The organism is Aliisedimentitalea scapharcae, from assembly GCF_045277565.1.
Lineage (GTDB): Bacteria > Pseudomonadota > Alphaproteobacteria > Rhodobacterales > Rhodobacteraceae > Aliisedimentitalea > Aliisedimentitalea scapharcae.
In genome coordinates, this window is sequence record NZ_CP123584.1 from 1,299,948 (window position 1) to 1,315,179 (window position 15,232).

The 15,232-nt window shown below is 58.0% G+C and carries 16 protein-coding genes; 13 read left to right on the plus strand and 3 right to left on the minus strand.

The window, feature by feature from the left end; translation table 11 throughout:
* The first annotated feature begins 197 nt into the window (after nt 1-197).
* From coxB to QEZ52_RS06140, 10 genes are all read left to right on the plus strand, one after another.
* Entirely contained in the window at nt 198-1,037 is an 840-nt protein-coding gene (gene coxB / locus QEZ52_RS06095) for a cytochrome c oxidase subunit II (protein WP_406648633.1), read from the plus strand.
* 91 nt (nt 1,038-1,128) lie between these two features.
* The gene (gene cyoE / locus QEZ52_RS06100) at nt 1,129-2,070 is read left to right on the plus strand and encodes a heme o synthase (RefSeq protein ID WP_406648635.1); all 942 of its coding nucleotides are present in this window, start codon (nt 1,129-1,131) and stop codon (nt 2,068-2,070) included.
* A 1-nt stretch (nt 2,071) separates the two neighbouring features.
* Complete coding sequence (locus QEZ52_RS06105) at nt 2,072-2,236, plus strand: hypothetical protein (protein WP_406648637.1); 165 nt, start codon at nt 2,072-2,074, stop codon at nt 2,234-2,236.
* The gene (locus QEZ52_RS06110; protein ID WP_406648639.1) at nt 2,236-2,811 is read left to right on the plus strand and encodes a cytochrome c oxidase assembly protein; all 576 of its coding nucleotides are present in this window, start codon (nt 2,236-2,238) and stop codon (nt 2,809-2,811) included. The genes QEZ52_RS06105 and QEZ52_RS06110 overlap by 1 nt, the downstream gene beginning before the upstream one ends.
* Nucleotides 2,812-2,835: 24 nt before the next feature.
* Nucleotides 2,836-3,645, plus strand: coding sequence for a cytochrome c oxidase subunit 3 (locus QEZ52_RS06115; protein WP_406648640.1), 810 nt, complete (start codon nt 2,836-2,838; stop codon nt 3,643-3,645).
* Between the two features lie 110 nt (nt 3,646-3,755).
* The gene (locus QEZ52_RS06120) at nt 3,756-4,421 is read left to right on the plus strand and encodes an SURF1 family protein (RefSeq protein ID WP_406648641.1); all 666 of its coding nucleotides are present in this window, start codon (nt 3,756-3,758) and stop codon (nt 4,419-4,421) included.
* 11 nt (nt 4,422-4,432) lie between these two features.
* A complete protein-coding gene (gene thrC, locus QEZ52_RS06125; RefSeq protein WP_406648643.1) occupies nt 4,433-5,818 on the plus strand; it encodes a threonine synthase in 1,386 nt (461 codons plus the stop codon).
* Nucleotides 5,815-7,080, plus strand: a complete 1,266-nt coding sequence (locus QEZ52_RS06130) for a M16 family metallopeptidase (RefSeq protein WP_406648645.1) — start codon at nt 5,815-5,817, stop codon at nt 7,078-7,080. The genes thrC and QEZ52_RS06130 overlap by 4 nt, the downstream gene beginning before the upstream one ends.
* Nucleotides 7,080-7,664: a GNAT family N-acetyltransferase gene (locus QEZ52_RS06135; RefSeq protein ID WP_406648646.1), complete on the plus strand. Its 585-nt coding sequence runs from the start codon at nt 7,080-7,082 to the stop codon at nt 7,662-7,664. The genes QEZ52_RS06130 and QEZ52_RS06135 overlap by 1 nt, the downstream gene beginning before the upstream one ends.
* Nucleotides 7,665-7,827: 163 nt before the next feature.
* On the plus strand, nt 7,828-9,249 hold the full coding sequence (locus QEZ52_RS06140; RefSeq protein ID WP_406648647.1) for an FAD-binding oxidoreductase: 1,422 nt from the start codon (nt 7,828-7,830) through the stop codon (nt 9,247-9,249).
* Between the two features lie 24 nt (nt 9,250-9,273).
* On the opposite strand, the gene QEZ52_RS06145 is transcribed toward QEZ52_RS06140, so the two are convergent.
* On the minus strand, nt 9,274-9,813 hold the full coding sequence (locus QEZ52_RS06145; RefSeq protein WP_406648648.1) for a purine phosphoribosyltransferase family protein: 540 nt from the start codon (nt 9,811-9,813) through the stop codon (nt 9,274-9,276).
* 251 nt (nt 9,814-10,064) lie between these two features.
* On the opposite strand from QEZ52_RS06145, the gene QEZ52_RS06150 reads away from it, so the two are divergent.
* Nucleotides 10,065-10,241: a hypothetical protein gene (locus tag QEZ52_RS06150; protein WP_406648649.1), complete on the plus strand. Its 177-nt coding sequence runs from the start codon at nt 10,065-10,067 to the stop codon at nt 10,239-10,241.
* 4 nt (nt 10,242-10,245) lie between these two features.
* Here QEZ52_RS06150 and QEZ52_RS06155 read toward each other — a convergent pair whose 3' ends face one another.
* Nucleotides 10,246-11,247, minus strand: coding sequence for a DUF418 domain-containing protein (locus tag QEZ52_RS06155; RefSeq protein WP_406648651.1), 1,002 nt, complete (start codon nt 11,245-11,247; stop codon nt 10,246-10,248).
* A gap of 388 nt (nt 11,248-11,635) precedes the next feature.
* On the opposite strand from QEZ52_RS06155, the gene QEZ52_RS06160 reads away from it, so the two are divergent.
* Entirely contained in the window at nt 11,636-12,313 is a 678-nt protein-coding gene (locus tag QEZ52_RS06160; RefSeq protein WP_406648652.1) for a hypothetical protein, read from the plus strand.
* Nucleotides 12,314-12,414: 101 nt separating this feature from the next.
* On the opposite strand, the gene QEZ52_RS06165 is transcribed toward QEZ52_RS06160, so the two are convergent.
* Entirely contained in the window at nt 12,415-13,287 is an 873-nt protein-coding gene (locus QEZ52_RS06165; protein WP_406648653.1) for an S-methyl-5'-thioadenosine phosphorylase, read from the minus strand.
* A gap of 207 nt (nt 13,288-13,494) precedes the next feature.
* Here QEZ52_RS06165 and QEZ52_RS06170 point away from each other — a divergent pair, with 207 nt between their 5' ends.
* Nucleotides 13,495-15,105 (plus strand): SulP family inorganic anion transporter, encoded by a 1,611-nt coding sequence (locus QEZ52_RS06170; RefSeq protein WP_406648654.1) that lies wholly within the window; start codon nt 13,495-13,497, stop codon nt 15,103-15,105.
* The last annotated feature ends 127 nt before the right edge of the window (nt 15,106-15,232 follow it).

Here is a 15,232-nt window from a genome sequence, read left to right on the forward strand (position 1 = left end):
GGCGAGCCTCGGATTTTTTTGATTTAGATCAAGAAAGCGTCTGTTTGACGCAAGCATTCCTCTTTATCTGTACTCCGGAATATGGTTTTTAACGCCGTTAAAGACAACGGGGCCGGTGCGTTTTCGTGAATCAGCGATTCTGATGCGATGCGTTTGCCGGTGCGAGGACTAAAACGATCAACCGATCAGGACAGAACATGAAGAACGCTTTGACGCTTTCGGGCCTTTTTGCCGGCCTGCTGAGCTTGCCCGCCGCCGCACAAGACGCCGCGCAATCCATTGGTAAACCTGTTCCCGGCGGACTGGGTTTCCAACCTGCTGCCACGGAATTGGCACGCGATTTGCAATCGCTGGATTATTTGATCCTGGTCATCATTACCGCCATCTGTATCTTTGTGATCGGATTGGTGCTGTGGGTGATCGTTCGCTATAACCAGCGTGCCAACCCGACACCGGCCAGCTTTTCGCATTACACACCTGTAGAAATCGCCTGGACCTTGGGCCCGATCATCATCCTGGTGTTCATCGGTGCGTTTTCGTTGCCGGTGCTGTTCAAACAGCAGGAAATCCCCGAAGCAGACATCACCATCAAGGTGACAGGCTACCAGTGGTACTGGGGCTATGAATATGTTGACGAGGGTTTTGGCTTTGAAAGCTTCCTGCTGCCCAAGGACGAACTGGTCGAAAACGGGTACCAGCCTGATGAATATCTGCTGGCCACCGACACCAAAGTCGTCGTGCCGATCGGCAAGACCATCGTGATGCAGGTGACTGCTGCCGATGTGATCCATTCCTGGACCATTCCCGCGTTTGGCGTAAAACAGGACGGTGTGCCCGGACGTTTGGCCGAACTGTGGTTCGCAGCCGAAAAAGAAGGCATCTATTTTGGTCAGTGTTCGGAACTGTGCGGCAAGGATCACGCCTATATGCCGATCACCGTCCAGGTCGTGAGCCAGGAAGCCTATGAGGCCTGGTTGGCAGAGGCCAAAGAAGAATACGCCTCTTTGCCGCAGACCTATCAGGTTGCAATGAAGTGAACCCCGAATGGTGGGCCTTGGCCCACCGTTCTCGCAAGACGGAAGTAGGGTGCGTGGTTTCACGCACCTTTCGCGCCCAAAGGAAGTCGAAATGAGCGACGCAAGCTTTAATGCCAGCCAGGCCTACGAGGACGAAGCCAGCTTTGGTGACTATTTCGCCCTGCTCAAGCCACGGGTGATGTCGCTTGTGGTGTTCACGGCGCTTGTCGGTTTGGTCGCCGCGCCGGTTTCTGTGAACCCATTTGTTGCCTTTTGTGCCATCCTGTTTATCGCCATTGGCGGCGGGGCTTCGGGTGCTTTGAACATGTGGTGGGACGCCGATATCGACGCCATCATGAAGCGGACCAAAAAGCGTCCGATTCCCGCGGGCAAGGTCGGCTCTGAAGAAGCCATGCAGATCGGTCTGGCGCTATCGGCCATGTCCTGTGTGATGCTGGCGCTGGCAACCAATATCTTTGCCGGTCTGTTCCTGGCCTTTACCATCTTCTTTTACGTTGTCGTTTACACCATGTGGCTGAAACGGCTGACGCCACAGAACATCGTGATCGGCGGCGCTGCCGGAGCTTTCCCGCCGGTCATCGGCTGGATCGCGGCCACCGGATCGATGGACGTTGAACCCTGGCTGATGTTCGCTTTGACGTTCATGTGGACGCCGCCGCATTTCTGGGCTCTGGCCTTGTTCATGCGTTCGGACTACGACGATGCTGGTGTGCCGATGCTGACCGTGACCCACGGTCGCCGCGCGACCCGCACACATATTCTGGTTTATACGGCACTGTTGGCCCTGTTTGCGGTGGGCGCAGCGTTCTCGGACATTGGCGGGCCGATCTATCTGACCGTCGCCGTGGTGCTGAACGCCCTGTTCCTTCGTGGGGCCTGGAAGATTACGCGCCGTGACGAAGACGCGTCAGAAGCCGACAACTTCAAAGTTGAACGCAGCTTCTTCAAACTCTCGCTTCTGTATCTGTTCCTGCACTTTGGTGCGGTGCTGATCGAGGCGGTCCTGAAACCCTTTGGTCTGGGAGGCTGGTAATATGGCTCTGCAACCAACTCACGAACTGCACAAACGCCGGTTCAGCCGCAATGTTGGCGTCGGTCTCACGCTCGTCGCCTTTATCGTGATTGTGTTCGGCCTGACTGTGGCCAAGGTCACATCGCCTGGTTTTTCCGTGTCTCAGGCCGCGTCGGAGCAAAAGTAATGGCGTTGCAGGGTCCCCAGAAAACCGTAGTGCAATTGGTGGCTGTTGTTGTCACCATGGGCGCTTTGGCGTGGGCGTCCGTTCCGTTTTACGACTGGTTCTGCCGGGTCACCGGATTTGGCGGCGTCACTGGCGTTGCAACCAAAGGATCAGACGAGATTCTGACCAAGACGATCAAAGTGCGCTTTGATGCCTCCAAGGAACGTGATTTCCCATGGGAATTCAAACCGATCCAACGCGAGATGACCATCCGCATTGGTGAAACCGGGCTGGCCTTTTACGAGGCCTACAACCCCACCGACCGTCCCATTGCCGGGGCTGCGTCCTATAATGTGACGCCTTATTCGGCCGGGGGGTTCTTTGAGAAGATACAGTGTTTCTGCTTTAACGAGCAGATCCTGCAACCGGGGGAGCGGGTGGAAATGCCTGTAACCTTCTTTGTCGACCCGGAAATCGTTGATGACCGGGACGGAAAATACGTGCATACGATCACGCTTTCGTACACGTTCTATGAAATTGATCTGCCCGAGGGCTATGCCGCTCTTGATGGACAGACAGAAAATAAAATGAACTAAGGCCGCTAGGTGAGGGACACTTGAATGGCGCACGCTAAAAATCACGATTTTCACATTCTGCCCCCGTCGATTCTGCCCTTTATGGGCGCGTTGGGTGGCTTCATCATGCTGTTTGGCGCAGTCATGTGGATGCACGATATCACCCCCTACATGTTCTGGATCGGCCTCGCGATGGTCCTGTATGTCATGTATGACTGGTGGTCCAAAGTTGTCGCTGAAAGCAAGATCGGCGATCACACCAAAGTGGTCCGTATCGGCCTGCGCTATGGCTTCATCCTGTTTGTGATGTCCGAAGTCATGTTCTTTGTCGCCTGGTTCTGGTCGTTCTTCAAACACGCCATGTACCCGATGGAGACCTATGCCGGCACCGAATATGTCGCGCCTTATATCCTGCCGGTGGATCCATTCCACCTGCCGCTGATCAATACGCTGATCCTGCTGTTGTCGGGCTGTGCCGTAACCTGGGCACACCACGCGCTGGTACATGGCAATGACCGCAAGGCATTGGTTCAGGGGCTGACCATCGGCATTCTGCTGGGCATCGCATTCACCGGGCTGCAGGCGTATGAATACGCACACCTGCTGCACGAAGGGTGGCAGTTCGGCGGGGACGAATTCTATTCGAACTTCTTTATGGCCACGGGTTTCCACGGCTTCCACGTTCTGATCGGGACTATCTTTCTGATCGTCTGCCTGATCCGTGCAATGAAGGGTGATTTCACCCCTGAACAGCACGTCGGTTTCGAGGCTGCTGCCTGGTACTGGCACTTTGTGGACGTTGTTTGGCTGTTCCTGTTCTTTGCTGTGTACCTGTGGGGCACTGCAGGTCTGTAATCGTGCGAATGTAACCGATACAGGATTGTAGTTGAAAAACACGATCCCGGTTGTCACAAGCAAGGCGCGCGGAAACCCCGCGCGCCTTCTGCGTTATCAAGAGCCCGCACATGCGTCGTTTTCTGTTCGTCATCTTTGGCCTGGTTGGTCTGGGTATCCTGCTGTCTCTGGGGACATGGCAGGTGCGCCGTCTGGCCTGGAAAGAGGCTGTGCTGTCCGAAATTGAAACCCGAATTGCTGCCGCGCCAGTTGCGTTGCCGGTGACCCTGAACCCCGAAGCAGACCGGTATCTGCCTGTGCAGATCACGGGTGAATTGCTGGAGGGGGAAATTCACGTTCTGGTGTCTCTGAAACGGGTTGGTGCCGGGTATCGTGTCATTGCACCGATGGCGACTGGGGACCGGGTTATTCTCGTGGATCGCGGGTTTATCGATCTCGAAGACAAGGACACCCCGCGCACCCTGGGCGAGGCGGCGGTGACCGGCAATCTGCATTGGCCCCAGGAAATCGACAGCTATACGCCGGATCCGGGTTTTGACGCCAACATCTGGTTTGCCCGCGATGTGGACATGTTGTCGGCGGCATTGGGCACCGAACCTGTTCTGGTCATTGCGCGATCCAAAACAGACCCTGCGATCATGCCACTGCCTGTCAGCACGACAGGCATCCCGAATGACCACCTGCAATATGTCATCACCTGGTACGGATTGGCCCTGGTTTGGGCGTCCATGATGACCTTTTTCTTCTGGCGCACCCGCGCCGCAAAAACGAGCTGAGAGTTGAACCGATGAAATACATCTCGACCCGGGGCCAAGCGCCCGAGCTGACATTCGAAGAGGCCATGCTGACCGGGCTGGCCCGCGACGGGGGGCTGTATGTCCCGGCAGAGATCCCGCAGATGTCCAAGGGTGACATCGCGGCGCTGGCCGGTCTCAGCTATGAGGAAACGGCGTTCCGGGTGATGTGGCCGTTTGTCTCCGACAGCTTTACCGAAGAAGAATTCCGCGGCTGCATTACCCGCGCCTATGCCGATTTTGGCCATGCGGCCCGCGCTCCCATGGTGCAACTGGCCCCAAACCACTTCCTGCTCGAACTGTTCCACGGCCCGACGCTGGCGTTCAAGGATTTCGCCATGCAGCTGATTGGTCAGCTGTTCCAGGTGGCGCTGAAACGGCGCGGTGAAACCGTGACCATCGTCGGCGCGACCTCGGGCGATACCGGATCGGCGGCGATCGAGGCGTTCCGGGGCTTGGATGCGGTCAACGTGTTTATTCTGTACCCGCATGGCCGCGTGTCCGAAGTGCAGCGTCGCCAGATGACCACGCCGGATGACAGCAATGTGCATGCACTGGCAGTGGATGGAGATTTCGACGATTGCCAGGCCCGCGTCAAAGACATGTTCAACGACTTTGAGTTCCGCGATGGCGTCAAATTGGCTGGGGTGAATTCGATCAACTTTGCCCGGGTGCTGGCGCAGGTGGTCTATTACTTCTATTCCGCCGTGGCTTTGGGTGCGCCGGAACGCGAGGTGTCCTTTACCGTGCCCACCGGCAATTTCGGCGACATCTTTGCAGGCTTCATTGCCAAACAAATGGGGCTGCCGATTGATCGTCTGGTGGTTGCCACCAACCAGAACGACATTCTGCACCGCTGCCTGTCCGGGCAGGGCTATTTCAAGGGCGATACCATCCCGTCGATCAGCCCATCGATGGATATTCAGGTCAGCTCGAACTTTGAACGTGCGTTGTTTTATGCCTATGGCCGCGATGGGGCCGCCGTTGCGCAGCTGATGGATGAGCTGGGGCAGGGCGGGTTCAATGTCTCGCAGGGGGCGATGCAGGCGCTGTCCGAGGCCTATGATTCGGGGCGATGTTCCGAAGACGAAACCCTGGCCACCATCAAGGCCCAGACCGCAGCATCGGGTGAATTGCTGTGCCCACACTCGGCTGTGGGCGTGAAAGTCGCTGATGAGGTCCGCAACACCACGGCGATGGTCACTTTGGCCACTGCACATCCGGCAAAATTCCCGGCCGCAGTGGAAAAAGCATCTGGAATGCATCCGCCTCTTCCCCCGCGCATGGCAGATCTGTATGACAGGCCGGAACGGGTGACCCGGATCGGCAGCGATCTGGCCACTCTCGAGGATCATATCAGAAAGACAATCGCGAATTGACAGTTCAGCACCACCAGCTTGCCAACGGGTTCCGCATCGTCACTGAACATATGCCGGGGCTGCAATCCGCAGCCATCGGCATCTGGGTGACAGCGGGCGGTCGGCACGAGCGGCTGGAACAAAACGGCATCGCCCATTTCCTGGAACATATGGCGTTCAAGGGCACGACCACCCGGTCGGCCCTGCAGATCGCCGAAGAGATCGAGGATGTGGGCGGTTATATCAACGCCTATACTTCGCGCGAGGTCACGGCCTATTACGCGCGGGTATTGCAGGCGGATGTGCCGCTGGCGCTGGACGTGATTTCCGACATCCTGATGAATCCCATCTTTGACCCGCGCGAGATCGAGGTCGAACGTGGTGTGATCCTGCAGGAAATCGGTCAGGCTTATGACACGCCGGACGATGTGATCTTTGACTGGTTGCAGGAAGAAAGCTATCGCGATCAGGCGTTGGGGCGGACCATTCTGGGCCCCTCTGAACGGGTGCGTGCGTTCAATCAGGCGGATCTGTCGGCGTTTATCAAAGAGCATTATGGCCCGGGTCAGATGATCCTGTCGGCTGCGGGTGCAGTGGATCACGACCAACTGGTCAAATTGGCCGAAGGTCTGTTTGGTGGCATGACACCCCGGCCCAGCCTGGTGGCCGATCCTGCCCGCTTTACCGGTGGGGGCGAGGCGCGTCACGAAAAGGATCTGGAACAGGCCCATTTCGCATTGGCGTTCGAAAGCCCCGGGTATCGCGACGACGAAATCTATACGGCGCAGATCTATTCCAGTGCCCTGGGTGGCGGCATGTCGAGCCGCCTGTTCCAGGAGGTGCGCGAACATCGCGGCCTGTGTTACACGATCTTTGCCCAGGCCGGTGCCTATGCGGATACCGGGACCACCACGATTTATGCCGGTACGTCGGCGGATCAGGTCGCAGAGCTGGCGGGGATCACGATTGACGAGATGAAACGCGCCGCTGATGATATGTCGGACGAAGAAGTCGCCCGCGCCCGCGCCCAAATGAAGGCCGGGATGCTGATGGGGCTGGAAAGCCCGTCAAACCGCGCCGAACGACTGGCGCGACTGGTGCAGATTTGGGATCGCGTGCCCGATCTGACCGAAACAATCGCCCGGATTGACGCGGTGACCACACAGGACGTGCGTCAATTTGCGGAACGGATCGCGACACAGGCCCCAGCGGCTTTGGCGCTGTATGGTCCGGTGTCACAGGCACCGACATTGGCGCAACTGCAGGAGAGGCGTGCGGCCTGATGCTTCTTGGCAAGCGCAAGATCCGGGTCGAAACCGAGAGGCTGACTTTGCGGCCTCCGGTTCATTCGGATTTTCGCGACTGGGCCAATCTGCGGCTGGACAGCCAGGCGTTCTTGACGCCTTGGGAGCCCAGCTGGGCCGCCGATCATCTCACGCGCAAATCTTTTACCAATCGGGTCTATTGGGCGCAGAGGTCGATTTCAAATGGGTCGGCCGTGCCACTGTTTCTGTTTCGGCGCAGCGATGAACAACTGATCGGGGCCATAACGCTGGACAATATTCGACGCGGCCCGGCCCAGGCCGGGACGCTGGGCTATTGGATCGGGCAACGCCATGCGCGCCAGGGATATATGCGCGAAGCAATCGAAGCGGTCCTGCATCACGCCTTTACCAAACTGGACCTGAGCCGCGCCGAAGCGGCCTGTCTGCCGGAAAATCAGGCCTCGCGCGGGGTGCTGGAAAAATCAGGGTTCAAATACGAAGGCGTGGCGCAATCCTATTTGCAGATCAACGGCCGCTGGCGCACCCATGTGCTGTATGCGGCCCTGCGCAGCGATCGGCGCGGGCGTACGGGCGCTGGTTAAGCGTTATTTGGGGCGCGCGCGGCCTGTCTCTGCCCGATGATCTGCCTGACGCCCAAACAGCGACCACCGGCAAACTCGGGGATACGTGCGGTCACTGCACGAGAATGGCTGTCAGCCCTTTAGAGGGCTTGTGATAGGCGTTGGGCTCGGGCATGAAAACGGTATGATATTGAACCCGGCAGATGAAGGCTTTGCCGCGCGGCTGCGTGGACAACTGCCTGAAGACATTCTTTCGCCCCCTACGGCGGGCTACCTCGAAGAGCCACGCGGCGTCTATTTTGGGCAGGGTGGATTGTTGGCGCGCCCGCGCACGACGCAACAGGTGGCCTTTCTGATACGCGCAGCACATGCGGCCAGAGTGGCAGTGGTCCCCTTTGGTGGCGGCACGGGTTTGGTTGGCGGTCAGGTGATGCCGAACGCGGCCCCTTTGATCGTCTCGTTGGAGCGGATGAACAAGATCCGCAGCGTACATCCGTCGGAGAATGTGCTGATCGCCGAAGCAGGCGCGGTTCTGGCCGAGGTGCAGCAGGCCGCGCTGGATCAGGATCGGCTGTTTCCCCTGTCACTGGCCGCCGAAGGGTCCTGTCGTATCGGCGGCAATCTGGCCACCAACGCTGGCGGTGTGAATGTGCTGCGGTATGGCAATGCACGTGACTTGTGTCTGGGGCTCGAAGCCGTGCTGCCCGATGGGCGGATCTGGCACGGGTTGACGCGGCTACGCAAGGACAACACCGGCTATGATTTGCGCAACCTTCTGGTTGGGTCCGAGGGCACATTGGGGATCATCACCGCAGCCGCGTTAAAGCTGTATCCGGTGCCGGCAGAGCGTGGCACAGCGATTTTGACCGTGACCTCACCAGCTGCAGCGTTGCAGCTGCTATCCATGGCGCGTGGGCGGGTAGGCGAGGCGGTCAGCGCCTTTGAGCTGATCCATGCGCAAGGCCTGGCCTTTCTGCAAGAGACCGTTCCAGAGGTACGACACCCGTTTGACACGGCACCAGAATGGTCGGTGTTGATCGAGTTGGGGCTGACAGAGGGACAGCATGCCGCAACGGTTCTGGAGGAGCTGTTTAGCCAGGCCTTTGAGGCGGGGGTTGTGCAGGACGGTGTGATTGCCCAATCCGAAGCGCAGCGCCGCGACTTGTGGAATATCCGTGAACATATTCCTGTTGCAAACAAACGGGTCGGATCTGTGTCGAGCCATGACATTTCGATCCCGATCAGCGCAATTCCGGACTTTATTGACCGCGGGCGGACGCGGATTGCCGAATTGGGGACCTTCCGGATCAACTGTTTTGGCCACCTAGGCGACGGCAATCTGCATTACAACGTGTTTCCGCCAAAGGGACACTACCGGGCAGAATATGCAGAGCAAAAGCCTGTGGTGCAGCAGGCGATCCACGACCTGGTGCATGAGTTCGACGGATCAATCAGCGCCGAACACGGCATCGGGCGGCTCAAGGCCGAAGATCTGGTGCGCTATGGTGATCCGGTGCGGTTGGCGGCGATGCAGTCGATCAAGACGGTACTGGACCCGCATGGAATCATGAATCCCGGCGCAGTGTTGAAACCTGCCGGGACCTGAACCATTCTGTCGCGGCAAAAGAGGTTATTCGCCCTCGAATTCGCACAGGACATGTACGTCCATTCCCATGTCTTCGAGTACCTTGCGCCCGCCCAGATCCGGCAGATCGACAATAAAGGCACAAGATATGATTTCGCCGCCCAGGCGTTCGATCAGCTTGATTCCCGCCGACGCTGTGCCGCCCGTGGCCAGCAGATCATCGACCACCAGGATCTTTTCGCCGGGTTGAATCGCGTCATCGTGGATTTCGACAATCGCTTCGCCGTATTCCAGCTTGTACTCTTGGCTGATGGTGGTGCCCGGCAGCTTGCCCTTTTTGCGGATCGGTACAAACCCAACGCTCAGCTGATGCGCAATGGCACCGCCCAGGATAAATCCGCGGGCCTCCAGTCCCACCACCTTGTCGATGCGTTCGCCCGCATAGGGGTGCAGCATCTGGTCGATGGCCATGCGAAAACCGCGCGGGTCCGAGAACAGGGTGGTCACATCGCGAAACAGAATTCCTTCGTGTGGAAAATCGACAATGGTCCGGATGTAATCCTGAACGGTTTTTCTTTTGGGCATTTGCAAGACTCCCGATCTGACCAGAGCCCGCGATGACCCGGTTATGGTGAAACATTCCGAACGGCCGCGCGCCCAGAGCAACCCGGGCGGTTTCGCCGATGTCGGCCAATGTTGCAAGGGCCAAGTGGGTGACGGTCGCGTGTCGTGAGGCATCGGGTCGCAGCGGTCGGCAGGAATATCAGGCCGGTCGACACATGCAGGACATTGTATGTACACTTGCGCCTGTAGGACAGGGGCCGAGGCCGGATAGAATGGGCAAGACGGACGGAAAACCAGGGCGCAAGAAAGACAGCCAGTTGGTTCTGAGGCTGGACAAGGCCGAACGTGACGCCTTTGTCGATCTGTGCAAGGCGCGCGACACCAGCGCGGCACGGGAAATCCGGCGCTTTATGCGCCAGTTTGTAAAACAGCACGGCAAGGGCAACTGAGCCGTCAACCGGCCAGTTTGCGCATCAGGGTTTCCAGCGGCCCGCGCGATGCCAAAAGGGTCCAGATCCGGGCATATACGGCACATAAGGCACAAAACAGAAGACTATAGGCAAATATGGCTTTGGTCTCCAGAGAGCCGTCCAACAGCCCCAGTGCCTCGAGAATGCCCATCCCGACAAGGATATGCAGCACATACAGCGTCAGCGCCTGGCGACCGGGGGTTGTCATCCAACCTGCAATGCCCAGCCAGTCCAATAGCGGTGCGGCCCATAGGGTCAGGCCAATCATAGCAGCGGCACTGCCAGAGGCAGACAGGATGTAGAACGGGCCTGGTGGGATGGCGGTCGCATTTAGCACGTCTATCAATTCGGGATCGCTGGTGATCCAGCCGGGGATCAGGCCCAGAACCGCAACCAGCGTCCCGCCTGCGATCAGCCGCATCTGCGTCGCTCTGGTGCCAAGCTGCAACCGTCCGATCCCAAGACCGACCAGCAGGAAACAGATCCAGGGAAAAACCGGGTGCCAGCCATTAAAGAAGGTATGGCGCAGGAATCCGGTCACGGTCCAGAAGTCGGAATAGCTGTAGGTGTCCCAGTTCCACCCGGCCTCGTAATCCAGGATGACCAGCGCCAGAACGCTGACAAACAAAATAGCGGCGATGCTGATCCAAAGGTTGCGGTTGTTCATTGGGACAAAGGGTAGGGCAACGACAAAGTAGACCGCATAGAAATGCAAAATGTCGGCGTCAAAGATGGTGAGATTGGCCAGCCCAATGACAAACAGAAAAGCCGCGCGGCGTAAAACGGTTGCGGTGTCGGAGCGGGCCAGCGTCAGGCCAATCCCCGCGAGAATGACAAACAGCGCTGCGGCGCGCCCTTCGAGCATTGTGGTCAGGGTCGAGAACAAATCGTCCTGCGGGGTCACGTTGGCCGCGATGCGAAAATTGACCAGCACCATGCCGCAAAAAGCCAGAAACCGGGCGATGTCGAGGCCGGATAGACGCATGCAGGTGTCCCTCTGTTGTGTCGAATATGATCTGGTAGTTGGATGCTGGATCGTAAAGGTTGCGCCCGAACCAGGATGGGATCACACCAATTATTGCTGCACAAATGCACCACTTGCAGGGTCTCGACGCGGTAAATGAGTGGGGAAACCGGTTTGCAAAGTTAAAAAACCGTAAATGCCCGCTCTTGGGAGACGGGTGGTTCGGTGGCGGGTTTGATTTGTGGTATTTGGGGATCACCTATTTGAGGAGATCCTATTATGAAAATTGTAACTTTGGTCTTTTGTACCCTATTCACTCTGGCTCCCGTGGTATCGGTGGCCGGCCCATGCCCCGTTGGTTACTATAATTGCGGCGGCAATCTTTGTTGTCCAAATTGAGGGTGGGGTTATGGAACGGAAATCTTTGATCCTAGCCGTCACCATCGTGTGTCTGACTGGCTTTCTCGTCGCCAAACAACTGGTGTTTTCCACAGATCGTCAGGATTTGTTTTTTCACAAAAAATTCGTGGATGCAGATGATCTTTGGGAACCGGCTCCTGGCAAACTTTATGCTATCCACCAACGAAACGGCCGGTTTGATTCCGCCGAAGTCTGTCAGGCAGAAAATGCGCGCAACGATGCGATCGCAGAAACCGGCTATGTCGGCAAAAACCTGATCGGCTTGAACTATAACTCAGCTGTCGCCAATCTACCCGAAACCGTGTTGAAAATGGCCCCGGGTTTGCTCATGGCCCAACACGCAGAGCGTTTCTGGCCCCTGTACGCTCAACACAATTCCCCGACTTCGTTGAAATTCAACCCGGACTGTCAAAAGACAGTGACCAAGAAATTCTGGGATCAGGCATATTACGTGTTTCAGGTTGAAACGGTCTATTTCACGACGCCAGAGAAAACAGACCCCTTTATGGTAAAGTTCAAGTCGTCGCCGATGCTGGTGTCAGAGTGTGACCAGGCCTGCCGGGACAAGATGCCCATCCTGGACGAACTGTTGACCCCTCGTTTCTTCACACGGCTGAAACGAAACGTCATTGACGTGGACAAAACCGTTCTCAAGGACGCGACATAGTCAGAGCCGGTCGGGCCCAAAGGCATGTGGGACAGGTGGGCCGAGACGGAGAGGATGAGCCGTGGGCATCGTGACCCTGGCTCATCCGGGTGTTTTTGAATTTACAGAACCCGGCCCGCCACTGCGTCCAGTTTCGCCAGGACAGCCGGATCACGTTTCTCCGGTGCGGTCAGAATCGCATAGTCCAGCGCGCGGTCACAGCCATGTGGGCAGTCAGCGCGTTCGGCTCCCAAAAGGGCGGGCAAACGGCGAACCATTTCGGCACCGTTGCTGGAATTGCCCTGGAGCGTGGCGATGATGGCGGTGATATCGACCGAGCCGTGTTCAGGGTGCCAACTGTCGAAATCGGTGACCATTGCGATCGAGGCATAACACAGCTCGGCTTCGCGGGCGAGCTTGGCTTCGGGCATGTTGGTCATGCCGATCACATCGCACCCCCAGACTTCGCGGTACAGTTTGGATTCGGCCATGGACGAAAACTGGGGCCCCTCCATCGCCAGATAGGTGCCACCGCGGTGCACAGTGATGCCCGCATCCCGCGCTGCGGTTTCGCAGGCATCGCCGAGACGCGGGCAGGTCGGGTGGGCGACGCTGACATGGGCGACACAGCCGGTGCCGAAGAAGCTCTTTTCGCGGGCAACGGTCCGGTCGATGAACTGGTCCACCACGACAAAATGTCCAGGGGCCATTTCTTCGCGAAACGACCCACAGGCGGAAACGGAAATCACGTCAGTTGCCCCAATCCGTTTCAGCGCGTCGATATTGGCGCGATAAGGGACTTCGGTCGGAGAATGAACGTGGCCGCGCCCGTGGCGGGGCAGAAAGGCCATTTTGATACCGTCCAGCGTGCCGGTGAGGATCTGGTCGGATGGGGGCCCCCAGGGCGTTTCGACCGTGGTCCATTCGGCACCCTGCAGGCCGTCGATCTCGTACAGTCCGGAACCGCCGATCACGGCAATCATGGTTTCAGTCACGCGCAACTCTCCTTGCACTGAGGGATGTGATGTTCAGGGTTTTGCCGGGCAGGGGCGCGTTTGGCAAGGGTTTCACAGGTGTGGCTTTGTGCATCTGTTCTTTCGGGGACTTCGCGGGTGTGCGTCCCCTGTGCCCTCTTGTACCCTTGGTCGTTTTTCGATAGGGGCGGGCATGCGAACAGCCCCCCAGACACAGGTATCGACATTATGAGACGCGCCGCACTGGCCCTTCTGGCCAAACGTATTTCCCCGCCCAATCTGTCCATCATGCAGGACGAGGGCTGGTCCGTGTCGCGGGTCCGGACCGAATTGTTGTCCGGGTTGACCGTGGCCCTGGCATTGGTCCCGGAAGCGGTTGCGTTTGCCTTTGTAGCCGGGGTTCACCCTCTGGTTGGGCTTTATGCAGCGTTCATGGTCGGTCTGATCACAGCCTTGTTCGGGGGACGACCGGGGATGATTTCCGGGGCGACCGGGGCGCTGGCGGTGGTCATGGTGGCGCTGGTTGCGGAACATGGGGTGGAATACCTGTTTGCGACTGTGGTGTTGATGGGGATCCTGCAGGTCATCGCGGGGGCGATGCATTGGGGGAAATTCATTCGCCTGGTGCCGCATCCGGTGATGTTGGGGTTTGTCAATGGGTTGGCCATCGTGATTTTCCTGGCTCAGCTGACCCAGTTCAAGGATCCGGCGTCGGGCGGCACCGAATGGTTAACCGGGGCATCGCTGTACATGATGCTGGCGCTTGTGGCGCTGACCATGGTGATTATTTGGGGCGTACCCAAAGTCACCAATGTGATCCCCGCACCGTTGGCCGGGATTGGGGTTGTTGCCATTCTGGTCATCGCACTGGGGCTGGATGTGCCGCGGGTTGGCGATATGGCTTCGATCGAAGGCGGGTTGCCCACATGGCATGTGCCGATGGTTCCCTTTGATCTTGAAACGCTCAAGATCATTCTGCCCTATTCCGTCATCCTCGCAGCGATCGGGTTGATCGAAAGCCTGCTGACGCTGAACCTGGTTGGTGAAATCACCGGCAAGCGCGGCGGTGCCAGCCAAGAATGCATCGCCCAGGGCGCAGCCAATATTGCAACCGGCTTTTTCGGTGGCATGGGGGGCTGTGCTATGATCGGACAGTCGATGATCAACGTAAAATCGGGCGGTCGGACGCGAATTGCCGGAATAGCGGCCGCAGGTTTCCTGCTGCTGTTCATTGTGGCGGCCAGCCCGCTGATCGAACAGATCCCGTTGGCGGCGCTGGTCGGGGTGATGTTCATGGTGGTGATTGGCACTTTTGCCTGGAACTCGCTCAAGATCCTGACCCGCGTTCCTGCCATTGATGCCTTTGTCATCCTGCTGGTGACAGCTGTGACAGTCGCCGAAGACCTGGCAATCGCGGTTGTCGTCGGCGTGGTTGTTTCAGCATTGGCCTATGCGTGGAGCAATGCGCGTCGCATTCACGCGATCACGCGGGAATCAAACAGCGAAGAAGGAGCCAAGGTTTATGAAATTCAGGGCCCGCTGTTCTTTGGATCTGCCGAAGGCTTTGCCGAACTGTTCGAAATCGACAGCGACCCCGACAGGGTGATCGTCGACTTTGCCGAAAGCCGTGTGGCAGATCAATCGGCCCTACAGGCGATTGAGGCGGTCGCTGGCAAATATGAGGCGGCAGGCAAGACGATCAAGCTGCGCCACCTGAGCCGGGATTGCCACGAATTGCTGACCAAGGCTGGCCACTTGATGATCGACAGCGACGATGACCCGGAATACCAGGTGGCCGTGGACTATTCCGTGCGCACTGGAATCCTGGGCGGCCACTAAGTTTCAAGTCACGTTGTATTCAAAAGAGGCACGCCCTGGAGCGTGTCTCTTTTTTTTGTTTGGGGTGGCTGCGCGTGGTTTGCCGAGTGGCGGGGAGAACTCTGGCCCAAACACACATCAGAGCGCC